Below are 15,807 nucleotides of genomic sequence, written 5' to 3'. Positions count from 1 at the left end.
GACCATGACCATTGTTTGCGCCTGAGGCTACTGATCGTCCGCCGGGAGAGCGAGTAAAAACGGAAATTGCTCGTCCGTTCTTGGTCACAGGCCCAGGGCATGTGCGCCATATCGTACGGGCACGCGCCGTGGCGTACGCAACCGTACCGGTGGGTGGACACACGCATCGGCCCGGCACCGCGCGTGGGGTCGCGGTGCCGGGCCGACGGGTGGGGGCCCAGGGCTACTTGGGCGCGCCGACGAGCTTTCCCTGGGGGGAGACGGCGTACCAGGTGCCGCCCATGCCCTGGCCGTTGGTGTCGCCCGGCGCGGTGTCACCGGAGAAGGTGTAGACGGGCCAGCAGGTGATGGACTGCTGCTTGACGCCGTCGGGGCGGTCGAAGGTCACGAATCCCTTGAGGGCGATGCCCGTGGTGTCGTTCTTCGCGACGGGCGCGACGGCCGGCCACTTCTGCAGACAGGCGCCGGTGCAGGCCGACTTCATGGGCCAGGCGGAGTCCTTCTTGAACCGGTAGACGGTCATGCCGCGGGCGTCGACGATGACGTCGCCGAGCCGCGCGTCCTTGCGGACCGAGAGGCCGGGCAGCGGAGCGGCGGCCGGCGCCGGGGCGGCCGCGGACGCCTTCTTCCCGTCGGGCGCGGCGGCGTGCCAAGTGCCGCCCACGTTCTGCCCGTTGGTGTCGCCGGGGCTGGTGTCCTTGCTGTAGCGGTACATCGGCCAGCCGCCGATGGTGAGCTGCTTGGTGCCGTCGGCGCGGGTCACCGAGCCGAGCTTCGACTGGTCGGTGCCGGCCGGCGCGGTGACGCCCGCCGCAGGCACCGCGGGCCAGGCCGTCGCGCAGTCGCCCTCGCACTTCGAGGCGGGCGGACTCGCGGTGTCCTTGTCGAAGCGGTAGAGGGTGAACCCCGCGCTGTCGGTGACGACCTTGCCGAGGTCCTTGCTGTCGGTGACCGTCAGCTGGCCCGCCTGTTTGGCGGCGGACACGACGTTGCCCGCCTGTCCGTACGCGCCGCCCGACCCGTAACCGGCGTCGGGGCTCGCGGTGCCGGCGTTGGCGACCGGCTGCCCGCCGCCGGCCCCGTAGGCGCTTCCCTTGTCCTGGCCGCAGGCCGTCGCGGTCAGTGCCAGTACTGCTGCCGCCGCTGCCGCGAGCGCTGTGCTGCGCCAGGTGGTCATGGCAACTCCCGTGGTTCATAAGGCTGTTGAGGCGCCGGTGGCACCGGTTGACGGCTCTAAGTACGGGCGGCGGGTGACGGTGCGTTCAACGCGAACGCGGGAATTTTCCGAACGAACCCGAACAGCAGGTCAACGTGGCGGGCGCAGAGCGCCGGTAAGTCCCTCCTTCAGGCGAATCGGTCCGCCACCCCGACGGCACGGGCCCTCACCGCCCGATGATCATTGAGTGCAAGGACGACACCTCGCCGGACGGCTGCTCGCCGCCACGGCCTTCACCGTGCTGTTGGCCGCACCGGCGCCGGCCGCCCAGGCCGACGCCTGCGCGTACGCCTCCGTGTCGCAGGGCAGTGGCGGCGGTTCGCCCTGGGCGGTGGCGGGCTCCGGCCATCACCACTGCCCCTTCCCGCCCTGGCCGCACCCGAGGCCGACGCACACCCACGCGCCGCCGACGCCGCCGCCGGTCACTCCGCCGCCACGCACGCCGGCCCCGCCCGCGCCCCGGCCCACGCCGCCGCCGCGCCCGGCGCCGCCCGCCGCCTCGCCGCCCCCGGTGGTGCACCGGCCCGCCCCTCCGGTTCCGGCCCGGCCAGCGCCCCCCGCGGCGCCGGTGGTGCCCCCGGCCCCGCCCGCGCCCGGTGCCCCGCCGCACCCGGCGCCGCCGGCCGCGAAGCCGTACGTCCTGCGCGCCTACCGGATGCCGCCGCGCAAGAAGCCGGCGCCGCGGCTGTCCCCCGTCACGCTCACCCTGCTCATCACCGCGCCCGCCGTGCTCGGCGCCGCATTGCTGCGCACCCGCTCCGGCTCCCGCTCGCGCTGAGCCCCACCTTCTTGAGAGGCCCCCTTGTCCGACTGGCTCGTCCTGGTCATCGCCATGGCCGCCGCATGCGCGGTCGTGCTCACCATCACCCTGTTCAGCAACCGCCGGATCGATCCGGAGAACGACGATCCTTCCGACACCCCGGACGTCATCGAGTACATGACGATGATGATCGGCGTGGTGTACGCCATCGTCCTCGGCCTCGCCATCGCCGGCGTCTGGGAGGGCCGCGGGGCCGCCCAGGCCGATGTGCAGCAGGAGGCGCAGGCGCTGCACGAGATCAGCCAGCGGGTCCAGGTCTACCCGGCGGAGGTCCGCGACCGGACCCGGGCCGACGTCGAGGCGTACGCCTCGTACGTGGTGCACACCGAGTGGAGCCACATGGCCAAGCACGGTGACCTCACCGACGAGAGCGCGCAGAAGCTGGAGCAGATCCGCCGCGACGTGACGGACTACCACCCGGCCAACGACTTCGAGGCACAGGCCTACCAGCCGCTGATCGACCAGGTGGGGGCCGTCGACGCGGCCAGGACCGCCCGCGGGCAGGGGGCCGGGGCCACCATGCCCGGGGTCGTCTGGTTCGGCCTGATCATCGGGGCGCTGGTCACGGTCGGCCTGATCTTCACGCTGCAGATCAGGCGCACCTGGCGGGAGCTGCTCCTGGCCGGGCTCTTCAGCGCCCTGATCGCCTTCCTGCTCTTCCTGATCTGGGACTTCGACGCCCCGTTCGGGCGGGGCATCTCGGCGACGGCGGGGCCGTTCCTCGATCTGTTCCCCGGCATCGGCTGACGCGCCGGCGCCCGGCCGCACCCCGGCACCGCGCCGTCGCGGCGCGGTGTCCGCTCGGCCGGGCGGGGGACGAGGATGCCCCATTCGCCGGACACGGATCGCGACACGCCGGGCCGCCTCCTAGCGTTTCGGGCATCGAGGTGCATTTCACCCCTTTGTGGAATCGGTTCCGCAGCTGCTCCTCGGGGACCGGAGGATTGACCATGGGCGCGATACGCATCGCATCCGCCGCACTCATCGGCGCCGGCGCGCTCGCGCTCGCCCCGTCCACCGCCATGGCGGCCCAGACCAGCCCCCACGCCGCCAACGACACGTCGTTCGCCTTCAGCATCACCCCGTCCGTGACCGCACCGGGCGGCCAGGTCACCCTGAACGTCACCAACTGCCCCGTCGAGGCCACCGTGTCCTCCGGGGTGTTCGACACCGTCAGCGTCCCCCAGAACAGCTCGCGCAACGCGACGGTCGACCGGGACGCCAAGCGCGGCGCCACCTACACCGTGACGTTCACCTGCGACGGCACGCGGCGCACCTCGCAGCTGACGATCACCGGCGCCTCGCCGACCACCAGCTCCACCGTCCGGCCGACCGTCCGCCCCACGGTGCGGTCCACCATCTCGCCGCTCGGCGTCCGGGGCGGCCTCGGCGGCAGCGCCGGCGGCGACCTCGACACGGTCGAACTCGCGGTCGGGGCCTCGCTGATCGCGGTGGCCGGCGCCGGGGTGTTCTACGTGCTGCGCCGGCGCTCCGGCGGGCGCCAGCACTGAGCCCCCGCGCCCCCGTCACACCCGTCGCCCCCGAGTCCTGGCCAGGACTCGGGGGCGACGGATCGTTGGGGTCCTCCCGGGAGGTTCGTCCGGTCAGACCCGTACGCCTGCGCGGCGGCGGGCGAGGAACAGCGCGCCGCCGATCGCGGCGGTGCCGGCCAGGCCGCCGCCGATCGCCATCTCGGTGCCGGTCGGGCCCGCGGCGCCGCCGAGGCCGCCGTCGGCGCCCCGGCCCTCGAGGACCCGGAAGCTGCGCGTCGCGACCCGGTCGTTGTCGTTGCACTTGACGGCCAGGCTGTAGTTGCCCGGCGTCGTGTGGTCGTGGATCCGGGCGGTCGCGTAGTTGATGTCGCCCGACGACAGGTGGACCTCGTCGAAGGCGTTCGAGCTGACCCTGCCGCCGTTCTGGCAGCCCCTGGCGGTGATCCTCAGGGTGGCGCCCTGGTGGACCGAGGAGGGGTCGACTTCGACACTGGTCGGGCCGCCGGACGGCGGGCCCCCTGCGACGGCTGCCGGGGCGGCGAACCCGACCGCGGCCCCGACCGCCAGCGCCACCGTTAGAGCGCGTGAAGCACGCATCGTTGAACCTCCATGGGAGGACGCCCCGGAGCCGTGCCCCGGGATGATCGACGAGTACGCCTCCCACGTCGAACCCTCACCGCCGCTCATACAAGCCGCATTTCGGCACTGATCCACCCTGGTGAACCGCGCGTCCCCCAACGGCCCCGGAATCTGACGGACCCGCAGGTCACGGACCGTCAGATCAATTTCGCCGCGCGATGACCCGGATGGGTCAGGCCCGCTGGACGGCACCCGTTCGCCGCCCTCCGATCGCCGAGCGGCCACCCCGCCCTTACGGTGCTCGAAGGCGCGCTGAGGGTGGACGGCGAAGGAGTTGACGAGAAGACATGGCGCACGAAGAGAGCGGCATGGAACGTCGCAGGCGTTCCCCGTGGGGGGCTCTTGCCCTGGTGATGCTCACCGGCCTCGCGCTGATGCGCAACGGTGCGGATGTGACGATGGGCCCGCCGCAGCCGGCCGCGGCGGCGGCGCTGACCAGCGGGGCGGGGACCGCGTCCGCGCCTCCCGCCGCCGCGGCGCTCCAGCCGCTGCCGTTCGCCCCGGCCTCCCGGGTGCGGATCGAGTCGATCAACGTGGACGCGCCGGTCATGGACGTCGGCACCGACGCCCAGGGCTGGGTGCAGGCTCCCCCGCCGGAGGACCCGAACCTGGCGGGCTGGTACCAGAACGGCGTGGCCCCGGGCATGCGCGGTACGTCGGTGATCGTCGGCCACGTCGACAACATGAAGGGCCCGGCGGTCTTCTACGGGCTCGGTTCGCTCCAGAAGGGCAACCACATCGAGGTGCAGCGCTTCGACGGCCGCACCGCGGTGTTCGAGGTGTACGGGGTCGAGGTCTTCTCCAAGGCCACCTTCCCGGGCGCCCGGGTGTACGGCGACACCGGGCACCCGGAACTCCGGGTGATCACGTGTGGCGGCGGCTTCTCCAGGGCCCGGGGGTACGACGGGAACGTGGTGGCCTTCGCGCGCCTGGTGTCCGTGAAGTAGCCGGGGGGCTCATCTGCGGCGCGGCGGCACCTTCAACCGGTAGCCCTGCGCGAGGAGTTCGGGCAGGTAGGTGCGCAGGGCGGCCACGCTCTGCGAGCGGTCGCCGCCCGCGTCGTGCGAGAGCACCACGACGCCGGGCGCCGCGCCGTCCAGGACCCGGCGGATGATGGTCGGCGTGCCGGGCGTGGTCCAGTCGAGGGTGTCGACGGTCCACGCGAGCGGCTCCATGCCCATCTCGGCCTGGATCTCGAACACGTTGCGGTTCCACGCCCCGTAGGGCGCGCGGAACCACTGCGGCGGCTCGCCGAGGGTCTGCTCGATGACCTCGCTGGTGCGGCCGATCTCGTCGCGGATCTTGGCGGGGGGCGTCTTGTTGAGCTGGGGGTGGGTCCAGGTGTGGTTGCCGATGACGTGTCCGTCGTCGCGCATCTCGCGCAGCAGGTCCCGGTTGTCGGTGGCCATCTCGCCGCACAGGAAGAACACCGCGCGCACGTCGTGTTCGCGCAGGGTCTTGAGGATGCCGGGGGTGTAGCGGGGATCGGGCCCGTCGTCGAAGGTGAGGACCATCGAGTGCTCGCCGAGCTGGGGCATGCTCAGGAACGGTCTGGTCCGCACCGGCGGGAGCGCGGTGTGGTAGCGGGGCGGGGTGTAGGCGGTCATGGGTTCCAGGCGGTACGCGCCGGCCCGCGGCCGGACGGGAGCCGCCTTGGGCTGCGCGGCCTTGGGTCCCGCGGCCGGAGCGGAGTGGGGCTCGGGCGCCGGGGCGCCGGTGTCCTCGGCGGTCAGCATGCGGACCGCCGCGGCGGCTCCGAGGCAGGCGGTGACACGGAGCAGTGTCCGCCGACTGGGGACCATCTGATCCCTTTTCATGACATACGGCTTTTGTTCGTCATGGCGGAAGATTAGGACCTGCCGCCCGCGGCGGGGCCCGCGAAACGTCCGCGCCCGCGCGACACCGGCACGAATGGAGTCACCCGGCGGTACCGTTCGCGGCCCCGGTCAGCTACGGCGGACCAGCGGGAAGGGCAGGGTCTCGCGAATGGTGAGCCCGGTGAGGAACATGACGAGCCGGTCCACGCCGATGCCGAGGCCCCCGGTGGGCGGCATCGCGTATTCGAGCGCGTCGAGGAAGTCCTCGTCGATCTCCATCGCCTCGGGGTCGCCGCCCGCCGCGAGGAGCGACTGCGCGGTGAGCCTGCGGCGCTGCTCGACGGGGTCGGTCAACTCCGAGTAGGCGGTGCCCAGTTCGGTGCCGAACGCGACGAGGTCCCAGCGTTCGGCGAGCCTCGGGTCGGTGCGGTGCTGGCGGGTCAGAGGGGAGACCTCGGTCGGGAAGTCCTTGTAGAAGGTGGGCAGCTGGGTCTTCTCCTCGACGAGCCGCTCGTACATTTCGAGGACGACGTCGCCGCGCGTGTTCTCCGGGGTGTGCGGCACCCCGGCGCGGTCGCAGAGCCGGCGCAGCGCCTGTTCGTCGGTGTCGGCGCCGATCTCCTCGCCGAGCGCCTCGGAGACCGCCCCGTAGAGCGTCTTGACGGGCCAGGGCCCCGAGATGTCGTACTCGACGACCTTTCCGTCCGGACCCGCCTTGCGGGCGATCGGGGAGCCGAAGGCGGCGGTGGCGGCGCCCTGGATCAGTTCGCGGGTGAGGTCGAGCATGACGTCGTAGTCGGCGAAGGCCTGGTAGGCCTCCAACATCGTGAACTCGGGGTTGTGCTTGTAGGAGACGCCTTCGTTGCGGAAGGTGCGGCCCATCTCGAAGACCTTCTCCACGCCGCCGACGCAGAGCCGTTTGAGGTACAGCTCGGGTGCGATGCGCAGATAGAGGTCGAGGTCGTAGGCGTTGATGTGGGTGGTGAAGGGGCGGGCGTTGGCGCCGCCGTGGATCTGCTGGAGCATCGGCGTCTCGACCTCCAGGTAGCCCCGGTCCAGCAGGCCCTGGCGCAGCGCCTGGACGGCGGTGGAGCGGTGCCGGACCACGTCGCGCGCCTCGGGGCTCGCCACCAGGTCGAGGTAGCGCCGGCGCACCCGGGCCTCGGGGTCGGCGAGGCCGCGTCGCTTGTCGGGCAGCGGGCGCAGGCATTTGGCGGTCATCTGCCAGCCGGTGGCGAAGAGCGAGAACTCGCCCTTCTCGGTGGTGGCGGTGGTGCCCGTGGCGGTGATGTGGTCGCCGAGGTCGACGTCGTGGGTGAACCGGCCGAGGACGGTGGCGCCCGCACCCTCCCGCGTGAGGACCACCTGGAGGTCGCCGGACCAGTCGCGCAGCACGGCGAAGACGACGCCGCCGAAGTCGCGTACGGCCATGACGCGTCCCGCGACCGTGGCCTCCATGCCCTCGCCGGCGGCCCTGAGCCGGGCCAGGGTGTGGGTGCGGGCGGCGATGACGACGGGGTAGGGCTCGGTGCCGTCCGCGCGCAGCCGGTCCAGCTTGCGGTGGCGTACCCGCTCCTGGTCCGGGAGTTGACGTTCCGTCAGCCCGGTGGGGTCGATGCCGGCGAGGCCGAGCGCCTCGATGGAGGGGAGCCCCGCGGTGGTGACGGGCTTGGTGACGCCCCTGGGCCGCCCCTTGCCCCACAGCTTGCGCAGGCTCGGTACGGAGACGAAGCCCTCGGCGATGCCGGAGGCGAGGCCGATGCGGGCGAGCGAGCCCGCGTCGCCGTAGCACAGGAAGCGGGGGAACCACTGGGGCTGGTACTTCACGTTGGAGCGGTAGAGGGCTTCGAGCTGCCACCACTTGGAGAAGATGAGCAGCAGTCGGCGCCACAGCCGCAGCACGGGCCCGGCGCCGATGCGGGCGCCCTCCTCGAAGGCCGAGCGGAACACCGCGAAGTTGAGCGAGACCCGTCGGACCCCCAACTTCGGCACGGCGGCGCACAGTTCGGCGACCATGAACTCCATCACGCCGTTGGGGGCGCTGCGGTCGCGGCGCATCAGGTCGAGCGAGATGCCGTCGGGGCCCCAGGGCACGAAGGAGAGCAGCGCGATCAGTTTGCCGTCGGCGTCGAAGGCCTCGACGAGCAGACAGTCGCCGTCGGCGGGGTCGCCGAGCCGGTCGAGCGCCATCGAGAAGCCGCGCTCGGTCTCGGTGTCGCGCCAGGCGTCGGCGCGGTCCACGATCTGCTGCATCTCCTCGTCGCTGAGCGCCGAGTGGCGGCGGATGCGGGTGGTGGCGCCGGTCCGCGCGACGCGGTGGACGGCCTGCCGGGTGACGCGCATGTCGCGGCCGTCGAGGTCGAACTTGGCGACGTTCAGGATCGCCTCGTCGCCGAGCTGGATGGCGCCGAGCCCGTGCCGTGCGTAGGCGGTCGCGCCCTCTTCGGACGCGCCCATCACGGCGGGCGCCCAGGCGTACTGGCGGGCGATGTCGAGCCAGGCCTCGATGGCCGGGCCCCAGGCGCCGGCGTCGCCGACGGGGTCGCCGCTGGCGAGCGCCACACCGGTCTCGACCCGGTAGGTGACGGCGGCCTTGCCGTTGGGCGAGAAGACCACGGCCTTGTCCCGGCGGGTGGCGAAGTAGCCGAGCGAGTCCTGGCGGCCGTACGCGCCGAGCAGGGCCCGGATACGGGGCTCCTCGTCGCCGTGCAGGGCGGCTTCCATGCGCTGCGAGCGGAAGAGCGTGGAGGCCGCCGTCAGCAGCGCGATGGCGCCGAACAGGCCGAGGAAGAAGTACAGGGGTCTGGGTGGGTTCCCGTCGAACTGGCCGCCCGACGCGAGCCCGCCGAGGACGCGGTTGGAGGCCCACAGCAGGCGCTGGCCGCGCGGCAGCGTGCCGGGGAACAGCTCGACCAGGCCCCAGCCGACGAGGACACCGGCGGCGAGGCCTAGACAGAGCACCCCGATGGCCCGGCGGAAGGCGCCCCTGCGGGTCTCCGCGTAGAACTGCTTGCGGGCCACGACGAGGATCACCAGGGCCGCGCCGCAGAAGACGCCGTTGGGGATCCAGGCCCATTCGGTGACGGAGACGAGCAGCACGTCGAGCAGGAACAGCAGGCCCAGGTAGATGACGACCAGCCACCAGGCGACCTTCTTGCGGGCGCCGATCGCGGCCGCGAGCAGCAGCAGGAAGACGGCGTACGCGAGGTTGGCGCTGACCGGCACGGTGACCCGGTCCAGGAACCACGAGACGGGGTGGAGCCCGCTGCGCAGCGGGGGGATGAGCGCGATGACGGCGCAGAACAGGCCGAGCACGCCGAAGAACATCGCGAACCCTTCCGGGACCCGGCCCGAGAAGCCGGTCCTGGACGGTATCGGCGCCGTCTCGCTGACAGTCATGTTCAGCACTCTAGGGAGACCGGCGCCGGGCCGCCTGTCGGAGCGGCCACCCGGCCCGTTAGCCTCACAGCGTGACAGAGCAGCGGCCCCAGCCCCACCCCGAGTCCCAGCGTTTCGAGCGCGGCACCGACGGTCCGAAGGTGATCGTCGCCGGCGTCGACGGCTCGGACTCCTCGCTCAGAGCGGCGGCGTACGCCAGTGGTTTGGCCCGGCGCCAGAACGCGCTGCTCGCCATCGTGTACGTCCAGCCGGTGCTTCCGGCGGGTGCCGCGCTCGGCGCGCCCGTCGCCGACAGCACCGGGGAGATCGCCGAGGGGCTGGTCGCCGAGATCAGGGCCGCGGCGGAACGGGTGCGGGAGATCTGGGACGTCCGCTGGGAGTTCCACACCTTCCGCGGCGACCCCTACTCCGGTCTGGTGACCGCGGCCGACGAGCTGACGGCGGACGCGGTGGTGGTGGGCGCGTCCGAGTCGGCGGGCCACCGCATCATCGGTTCGGTGGCCGTGCGCCTCGTCAAGGCGGGCCGCTGGCCGGTGACCGTGGTGCCATAGCACTCCGCCCGCCGGGTCAGCGGGACATCTTCAGGCCGTCCTTCGCGGCGCCGCGGCTGAGCACCGCCTCGCTGATCTGCTGCTGTGTCGCGGTGTAGGCCTCGCTGCCGGGGGACTTCGCGAGGGCGTCGGGCAGGCTCATCACCCGGCCGCGCTCCACGTCGATCCACTGCGGTACGAACTCGGCCTTGCCGACCTCCCAGCGTGCGCCGGGTCGGGCCGGCGGGGTGAAGGTGAAGCGGGCGATCGAGCTCATGTTGCCGCGCTCGTCGCGCGCGCCCGTCTCGTTGAACATCTCGCCCGCGATCTGGTCGCCCTCCCCGTAGACGATCCAGGTCCCGTTGACCTTCTCGTAGGGCTGCGGGATGTGTGCGTGCGTGCCGAGGATCAGGTCGATGTCGGGGCGCCCGCCCGTCTTCGACGCGGTGAGCGCCTTGCCGAGGGAGAGCTGCTGCTCGTCGGGTTCGGTCTGCCATTCGGTGCCCCAGTGGAGGCTGACGACCACGACGTCGGCGCCGCCGGCGCGGGCCGCCCTGGCATCCGCGATGATCTTCTTCTGGTCGATGAGGTGGACCGCCCACGGCTGCCCGTCCGGCATCGGGTAGCCGTTGGTGTCGTAGGTGTACGCGAGCTGCGCGACCTTGGCGCCGCCGGCCGTCATCAGCGCGGGCCGCGCGGACTCATCGGCGGTGCGGCCGGAGCCGGTGTGTTTCAGGCCCGCCTTGTCGAAGGCCTTCAGGGTGCGGGCGAGCCCGTCGGCGCCGTCGTCGAGGGTGTGGTTGGACGCCGTCGAGCAGGAGTCGTATCCGGTGTCCTTCAGGGCGGCCGCCACCTGCGGCGGGGAGGTGAACGCCGGGTAGCCGGTGAAGGGGCCCTCGTCGGGGCCGTACACCGTCTCCATGTGACAGATCGCCAGATCGGCCCGGGAGATGATGGGCTTCACCCCGGCGAGCATCGGCCGGAAGTCGTAACTCCCGTCCTCGGCATCGGACTTGGCGCGCTGGATCGTCGAGTCGTGCGGCAGCACGTCGCCGGTGGCGACCAGGGTGAAGGGGCGCTGGGCGGGTGCGGCGCCGGAGGCCGGCGAGTGCTGCGCGTCGTGCGGGTGCGCGGGCCGGGGCCCGCCGGAGCAGCCCGTCGTGGCCGCGAGCAGGAGGGCCGCGACGGCCGCCGCCCGGTGGCGGGCGCGTGGGGTCGGCTTGTGCATCGGCGTCGGACTCCGTTGATCGAGGGTCGGTCGAGGGGCTGGGGCGAGCGGGCGCGTGATCGCGAGGCGGATGCGATCGGGGTGTGTCCGAAATCCACCCCGCGAGAACCGGCCGGTCAAGCCGAAAAGCCGTTGATACGACTAAAGATCGCTGGATCGGACGCACTCCCGCGGCGCCCGGCCGCGCCCCGGTGACCGCTCGCCGCACCATTCGCCGCCCGGGTTCGACCGCTTGTCGCAGCGTGCTGCGCGGACCCTGTCCACCCCCGGCCGTACGCGCTCGGATACGGAGCGTTCGACGGGTTCCGGGGAGAGGGCGTGCACGGTGACGACGGCGGTCGCGGAGATACGGCGCTACGCCCGCGAGCGGGACCTGGCCGAACTGCAGCGTGCGCACGGCCCCGCGCTGCTGCGGTTCCTGCTCGGACTGACCTACGGCGACCGTCAGCGCGCCGAGGACCTGGTGCAGGAGACGCTGGTGCGGGCCTGGCAGCACCCGGAGGCGTTCGACGCGCCGTACAGCTCGATGCGGCCCTGGCTCTTCACGGTCGCCCGGCGGCTCGCCATCGACGCGCGGCGCGGCCGGCTCGCGCGCCCCTGCGAGGTGGGCGACGAGGTACTGCTCACGACGCCGGCGGAGGGCGGCGACCCCGGCGAGCGGTGCGCCGCGGCCCTCGACGTCCGTACGGCCGTGAGGTCGCTCACACCTGAACACCGCGCGGTCCTGGTGCAGTTGTATTTCCGCGGCCTCAGCGTGACCGAAGCGGCCGATGCGCTCGGTGTGCCGCCCGGGACGGTCAAGTCCCGTTCGTACTACGCGCTGCGTGCGCTCGGCCGGCTGCTGCCCGGCTATTCTGCGTCAGGCCCCGAAGGGCTCTCCTCGGTGGGTTCCAGGTCCGCCTCGGTGAGCAGGGCGAGCAGTGAGGGCGCTTCGGCGACCTCCAGATAGGCACGGCGGCACGCTGCGCACCCGCGCAGATGCGCGGCGACGGCGCGGTCCTCGCCGGGCGCGAGAGCGCCCAGTACATAGGCGCCGAGCAACTGCCGCACATGCATGGGCACCTCGTGTCGTGTGACGGATCCTGCCCTTCTGGCCACGGCGGGCACGCGCCCCCGGTTCAATGCTCCCTGGAGCTCCCCGGGAGCGCCGGGACGGTCGATGAAAGAGGCGAGACAGGATGCGTCCGGAGGGAAGCAACGGGACCAGCGGTGGCGAGCTGGTGGTGCCGATGGCATGGATGTACGCGGAGTACATCGCGGATGAACTGCTGCGGACCGGCGATCTGATGCCGCCGACGACACTGGAGTTCCGGGCGGGGCGCCATGCCCTCGCCCTGACGATCTTCCTGTCGGACGGTGCGGTCGGCGGGGCGCGGGTGGTGGCCCGGCTGGAGGAGTGGAGTTCGCTCACCGCGGCGGGCCGGCCCTGGCGGCTCTGGGTCTGCGGGCGGCTGCACCGGCTCTCCCTCGATCAGGAGGCGGGGCCCGATCTGGCGCTGGCGCGGGCCGCCTGGCGGTGGCTGGAGGAGACCGAGCTGCTCGCGGCGGACTTGGACGCCGTGGTGCCGGGCGGGGTCGATCCCCGTTCCCGCGAGGAGGACGAGCCGCGGGTGTGGACGCCGGCCTGGGAACTCGGCCTTCCGCTGGGCCACCTGGCCATCCACTTGTTCTGAAGGCCGGCCTGCGCCGAGGCCGCCTGTTCCGAGGCCGCCTGCTCTGATCCCGTTTGGCCACGCGTCCGGGGGCGCACACCGGCCTACGCCTCAACTGTGCACGCCCGCACGGTACTTGGGGATGCGCGCCGTCACCTTCATGCCCGCGCCGACGCCGGTCTCGATGACCAGGCCGTACGCGTCGCCGTAGACCTGCCGCAGCCGTTCGTCGACGTTGAGCAGGCCGATGCCGCCCGAGGGCTCGCCGTCGCCGCGCAGGATGCGGCGCAGGCGTTCGGGGTCCATGCCCGCGCCGTCGTCCTCGATGACGACCTCGGCCTCGTTGCCCGCGTCCAGGGCGCTGATGGTGATGCGCAGGGCGGCGTTCTCCGCGCGCACGGGGGCGGGGGCTTCGCCGGGGGGCCGGACGACCGCGCCCTCTATGCCGTGCTTGACCGCGTTCTCCACCAGCGGCTGGAGGCAGAGGAACGGCAGGGCGACCGGGAGGACCTCGGGGGCGACCTGCAGGGTGACCAGGAGCCGGTCGCCGAAGCGGGCCCGCACCAGGGCCAGATACTGGTCGATGCAGTGCAGCTCCTCGGCGAGCGTGGTGAATTCACCGTGCCTGCGGAACGAGTAGCGCGTGAAGTCGGCGAATTCCAGCAGGAGTTCGCGGGCGCGTTCGGGATCGGTGCGGACGAACGAGGCGATCGCGGCGAGGGAGTTGAAGATGAAGTGCGGGGAGATCTGGGCCCGCAGCGCCTTGATCTCGGCCTCGATGAGGCGGGTGCGGGAGCGGTCGAGCTCGGCCAGCTCCAGCTGGACCGAGACCCATCGGCCGACCTCGCCGGCCGCGCGTGCCAGGACCGCCGACTCCCGGGGCGCGTAGGCGACCAGCACGCCGAGCACCCGGTGGTCCACCGTGAGCGGGACGGCCACCGCCCAGCGCAGCGGACAGTCCGCGTCGTCGCAGGAGAGCGCGAAGGCCCTGTCGCGTCCGGTGTCCAGCAACGTCCTTATCTGGCGCATCACTTGGGGCCCGTGGTGCTGCTCCCCCGCGCCGTCCCAGGTGAGGATGGTGTCGCGGTCGGTGAGGCAGAGCGCGTCGGTGCCGAGCAGGGAGCGCAGACCGCGGGCGGACTTGCGGGCGGCCTCCGCGGTGAGCCCGGCCCGCAGCGGGGGCGCGGCGAGCGAGGCGGTGTGCAGCGTCTCGAAGGTGGCGTGTTCGACGGGGGTCCCCACGTCGCTGGGGCGGGACCGGCGCGCGGTGCGGCGGCCGAGCAGGAACCCCGCCGCGGCGAGCAGCGGGCCGAGGAAGAGCAGCGCGGCAAGGGTCATCGGGGGCCTCCTCGGCGGACCGCCGCCTCGGGCAGGTGGAAGCGGGCCAGGGCGGCGTTGGTGCCGGGCGGGACGCGTCCCGGGGTCGCGAGCGAGACCCCGGCCATGGTGAGGAACGCGAGGGGCACCGACCACACCGCGGGCCAGGCGAGCAGCGCGTGCGCGAGGCCGGGCGGGACCGCACCGAGTGCGGTGACGGCGACGGCGACCAGCGCCGATCCCCCGCCGATGAGGAGCCCCGCGGCCGCGCCGGGCGGGGTCAGCCGCCGCCACCAGATGCCGAGCACGAGCAGCGGGCAGAACGAGGAGGCCGACACCGCGAACGCCATGCCGACGGCGTCGGCGACGGGCACCGCGCTGACCAGGAGCGCACCGCACAGCGGTACCAGGATGGCGAGGGGAACCGCGAGGCGGAAATGGCGGACGCCGCGTGAGGGCAGCACGTCCTGGGTGAGGACACCGGCGACCGCCATGGTCAGGCCGGAGGCGGTCGACAGGAACGCGGCGAAGGCGCCGCCCGCGACCAGTGCGCCCAGGAGGTCGCCGCCGGGGCCGCCGACCAGTCGCTCGGGCAGGAGCAGCACGGCGGCGTCGGCGTCACCGGTGAGGGCCAGTTCGGGTGCGTACAGCCGTCCCAGCGCGCCGTAGACGGGTGGGAGCAGATAGAACGCGCCGATGAGGGCGAGCACGACGACGGTGGCGCGGCGGGCCTCGCGGCCACCGGGGCTGGTGTAGAAGCGCACCACGACATGGGGCAGGCCCATGGTGCCGAGGAACGTCGCCACGATGAGTCCGTACGTGGCGTACAGCGGATGGGCGGTGCGGGTGGCGCTGCCGGGGACGCGGGCCGCGGCGGCGAGGTCGAGCCGGGTGCCCGCCTCGACGCGGTGCTCGCCGGCGGCGAGCGTCAGCGGCCCGCCGCCGTAACGCCGGCCGTCGACGGTGCCGCTGGCGTGCACGGGCAGGGGCTCGGTCAGGCGCAGGGTGAGCGGGTCGGCGAAGCGGACGGACTGCTGGTGGCGCAGGGCGGCCGGTTCGTCGTAGACGGGACGCGGCGATCCGTCGCCCCGCCACGCGATGACCAGGAAGAACACGGGGATGAGCAGCGCGGTCAGCTTCAGCCAGTACTGGAAGGCCTGCACGAAGGTGATGGAGCGCATGCCTCCGGCGGCGACCGCGAGGACCACGACTCCGGCGACGAGCACCGGCCCGAGCCAGCCCGGAGCCCCGGTGAGGATCTTCAACGTGAGCCCCGCGCCCTGGAGTTGGGGCACCAGGTACAGCCAGCCCGCGCCGACCACGAACACGCTCACCAGTCGGCGCACGGCGCGCGATTCGAGCCGGCCCTCGGCGAAGTCGGGCAGGGTGTACGCGCCCGAGCGGCGCAGCGGGGCCGCGACGAACAGCAGCAGCACCAGGTAGCCGGCGGTGTAGCCGACCGGGTACCAGAGCATGTCCGGGCCCTGCACCAGGACGAGGCCCGCGATGCCGAGGAAGGAGGCGGCGGAGAGGTATTCGCCGCTGATGGCGGCCGCGTTGAGGGCCGGGCCGACGGTGCGGGAGGCGACGTAGAAGTCGGAGGTGGTGCGCGAGAGGCGCAGGCCGAACCCGCCGACGAGGACGGTGGCGAGCACGACGGTGGCCACCGCCACCACGGCGTACGTCTGGCTCACGG

The 15,807-nt window shown here is 72.9% G+C and carries 15 protein-coding genes; 7 read left to right on the top strand and 8 right to left on the bottom strand.

Annotation, left to right across the window (positions count from 1 at the left end; genetic code table 11):
• Window positions 1–223: 223 nt before the first annotated feature.
• Window positions 224–1,177 (bottom strand): SCO0930 family lipoprotein, encoded by a 954-nt coding sequence (locus tag OOJ98_RS26915; protein WP_267057614.1) that lies wholly within the window; start codon window positions 1,175–1,177, stop codon window positions 224–226.
• Window positions 1,178–1,403: 226 nt separating this feature from the next.
• Between OOJ98_RS26915 and OOJ98_RS26910 the strand changes: the two genes are divergently transcribed.
• The 3 genes from OOJ98_RS26910 (at window position 1,404) to OOJ98_RS26900 (ending at window position 3,547) form a co-directional block, all read left to right on the top strand.
• Window positions 1,404–1,994 carry a hypothetical protein gene (locus OOJ98_RS26910; RefSeq protein WP_267057613.1) on the top strand — a complete coding sequence of 197 codons (591 nt, stop codon included), beginning with the start codon at window positions 1,404–1,406 and terminating at the stop codon, window positions 1,992–1,994.
• A gap of 24 nt (window positions 1,995–2,018) precedes the next feature.
• On the top strand, window positions 2,019–2,783 hold the full coding sequence (locus OOJ98_RS26905; RefSeq protein WP_267057612.1) for a DUF4239 domain-containing protein: 765 nt from the start codon (window positions 2,019–2,021) through the stop codon (window positions 2,781–2,783).
• Window positions 2,784–2,986: 203 nt separating this feature from the next.
• Complete coding sequence (locus OOJ98_RS26900) at window positions 2,987–3,547, top strand: hypothetical protein (RefSeq protein ID WP_267057611.1); 561 nt, start codon at window positions 2,987–2,989, stop codon at window positions 3,545–3,547.
• Between the two features lie 93 nt (window positions 3,548–3,640).
• Here the strand turns inward: OOJ98_RS26900 and OOJ98_RS26895 are convergent, their stop codons facing one another.
• Window positions 3,641–4,126: a hypothetical protein gene (locus OOJ98_RS26895; RefSeq protein ID WP_267057610.1), complete on the bottom strand. Its 486-nt coding sequence runs from the start codon at window positions 4,124–4,126 to the stop codon at window positions 3,641–3,643.
• Window positions 4,127–4,455: 329 nt separating this feature from the next.
• Here OOJ98_RS26895 and OOJ98_RS26890 point away from each other — a divergent pair, with 329 nt between their 5' ends.
• On the top strand, window positions 4,456–5,115 hold the full coding sequence (locus OOJ98_RS26890; protein WP_267057609.1) for a class F sortase: 660 nt from the start codon (window positions 4,456–4,458) through the stop codon (window positions 5,113–5,115).
• Window positions 5,116–5,124: 9 nt separating this feature from the next.
• Here the strand turns inward: OOJ98_RS26890 and OOJ98_RS26885 are convergent, their stop codons facing one another.
• Together OOJ98_RS26885 and lysX are read right to left on the bottom strand one after the other, a co-directional pair.
• Window positions 5,125–5,985, bottom strand: a complete 861-nt coding sequence (locus tag OOJ98_RS26885) for a polysaccharide deacetylase family protein (protein WP_267057608.1) — start codon at window positions 5,983–5,985, stop codon at window positions 5,125–5,127.
• Window positions 5,986–6,114: 129 nt separating this feature from the next.
• On the bottom strand, window positions 6,115–9,384 hold the full coding sequence (gene lysX, locus OOJ98_RS26880) for a bifunctional lysylphosphatidylglycerol synthetase/lysine--tRNA ligase LysX (RefSeq protein WP_267057607.1): 3,270 nt from the start codon (window positions 9,382–9,384) through the stop codon (window positions 6,115–6,117).
• A gap of 71 nt (window positions 9,385–9,455) precedes the next feature.
• On the opposite strand from lysX, the gene OOJ98_RS26875 reads away from it, so the two are divergent.
• Window positions 9,456–9,935 (top strand): universal stress protein, encoded by a 480-nt coding sequence (locus OOJ98_RS26875; protein WP_267057606.1) that lies wholly within the window; start codon window positions 9,456–9,458, stop codon window positions 9,933–9,935.
• A 16-nt stretch (window positions 9,936–9,951) separates the two neighbouring features.
• Here OOJ98_RS26875 and OOJ98_RS26870 read toward each other — a convergent pair whose 3' ends face one another.
• Window positions 9,952–11,142 (bottom strand): CapA family protein, encoded by a 1,191-nt coding sequence (locus OOJ98_RS26870; protein WP_267057605.1) that lies wholly within the window; start codon window positions 11,140–11,142, stop codon window positions 9,952–9,954.
• A gap of 325 nt (window positions 11,143–11,467) precedes the next feature.
• On the opposite strand from OOJ98_RS26870, the gene OOJ98_RS26865 reads away from it, so the two are divergent.
• Complete coding sequence (locus tag OOJ98_RS26865; RefSeq protein WP_267057604.1) at window positions 11,468–12,091, top strand: sigma-70 family RNA polymerase sigma factor; 624 nt, start codon at window positions 11,468–11,470, stop codon at window positions 12,089–12,091.
• On the opposite strand, the gene OOJ98_RS26860 is transcribed toward OOJ98_RS26865, so the two are convergent.
• On the bottom strand, window positions 11,992–12,198 hold the full coding sequence (locus OOJ98_RS26860; RefSeq protein ID WP_267058259.1) for a zf-HC2 domain-containing protein: 207 nt from the start codon (window positions 12,196–12,198) through the stop codon (window positions 11,992–11,994). The genes OOJ98_RS26865 and OOJ98_RS26860 overlap by 100 nt on opposite strands.
• A 122-nt stretch (window positions 12,199–12,320) precedes the next feature.
• On the opposite strand from OOJ98_RS26860, the gene OOJ98_RS26855 reads away from it, so the two are divergent.
• Entirely contained in the window at window positions 12,321–12,815 is a 495-nt protein-coding gene (locus OOJ98_RS26855; RefSeq protein ID WP_267057603.1) for a hypothetical protein, read from the top strand.
• 90 nt (window positions 12,816–12,905) lie between these two features.
• Here OOJ98_RS26855 and OOJ98_RS26850 read toward each other — a convergent pair whose 3' ends face one another.
• Window positions 12,906–14,132, bottom strand: a complete 1,227-nt coding sequence (locus OOJ98_RS26850) for a sensor histidine kinase (RefSeq protein WP_267057602.1) — start codon at window positions 14,130–14,132, stop codon at window positions 12,906–12,908.
• The gene (locus OOJ98_RS26845) at window positions 14,129–15,805 is read right to left on the bottom strand and encodes a cation acetate symporter (protein ID WP_267057601.1); all 1,677 of its coding nucleotides are present in this window, start codon (window positions 15,803–15,805) and stop codon (window positions 14,129–14,131) included. Before OOJ98_RS26845 ends, OOJ98_RS26850 begins: the two co-directional genes overlap by 4 nt.
• Window positions 15,806–15,807 lie beyond the last annotated feature (2 nt).

The organism is Streptomyces sp. NBC_00083 (genome assembly GCF_026343295.1).
Lineage (GTDB): Bacteria > Actinomycetota > Actinomycetes > Streptomycetales > Streptomycetaceae > Streptomyces.
This window is presented reverse-complemented; position numbering and strand designations above follow the sequence as displayed.

Excerpts from the sequence above, each read along its gene's own strand:
- OOJ98_RS26915 (WP_267057614.1), bottom strand. The coding sequence starts at position 1,177 with ATGACCACCTGGCGCAGCACAGCGCTCGCGGCAGCGGCGGCAGCAGTA.
- OOJ98_RS26900 (WP_267057611.1), top strand. The coding sequence starts at position 2,987 with ATGGGCGCGATACGCATCGCATCCGCCGCACTCATCGGCGCCGGCGCG.
- OOJ98_RS26895 (WP_267057610.1), bottom strand. The coding sequence starts at position 4,126 with ATGCGTGCTTCACGCGCTCTAACGGTGGCGCTGGCGGTCGGGGCCGCG.
- OOJ98_RS26890 (WP_267057609.1), top strand. The coding sequence starts at position 4,456 with ATGGCGCACGAAGAGAGCGGCATGGAACGTCGCAGGCGTTCCCCGTGG.
- OOJ98_RS26885 (WP_267057608.1), bottom strand. The coding sequence starts at position 5,985 with ATGAAAAGGGATCAGATGGTCCCCAGTCGGCGGACACTGCTCCGTGTC.
- lysX (WP_267057607.1), bottom strand. The coding sequence starts at position 9,384 with ATGACTGTCAGCGAGACGGCGCCGATACCGTCCAGGACCGGCTTCTCG.
- OOJ98_RS26870 (WP_267057605.1), bottom strand. The coding sequence starts at position 11,142 with ATGCACAAGCCGACCCCACGCGCCCGCCACCGGGCGGCGGCCGTCGCG.
- OOJ98_RS26860 (WP_267058259.1), bottom strand. The coding sequence starts at position 12,198 with ATGCATGTGCGGCAGTTGCTCGGCGCCTATGTACTGGGCGCTCTCGCG.
- OOJ98_RS26855 (WP_267057603.1), top strand. The coding sequence starts at position 12,321 with ATGCGTCCGGAGGGAAGCAACGGGACCAGCGGTGGCGAGCTGGTGGTG.
- OOJ98_RS26850 (WP_267057602.1), bottom strand. The coding sequence starts at position 14,132 with ATGACCCTTGCCGCGCTGCTCTTCCTCGGCCCGCTGCTCGCCGCGGCG.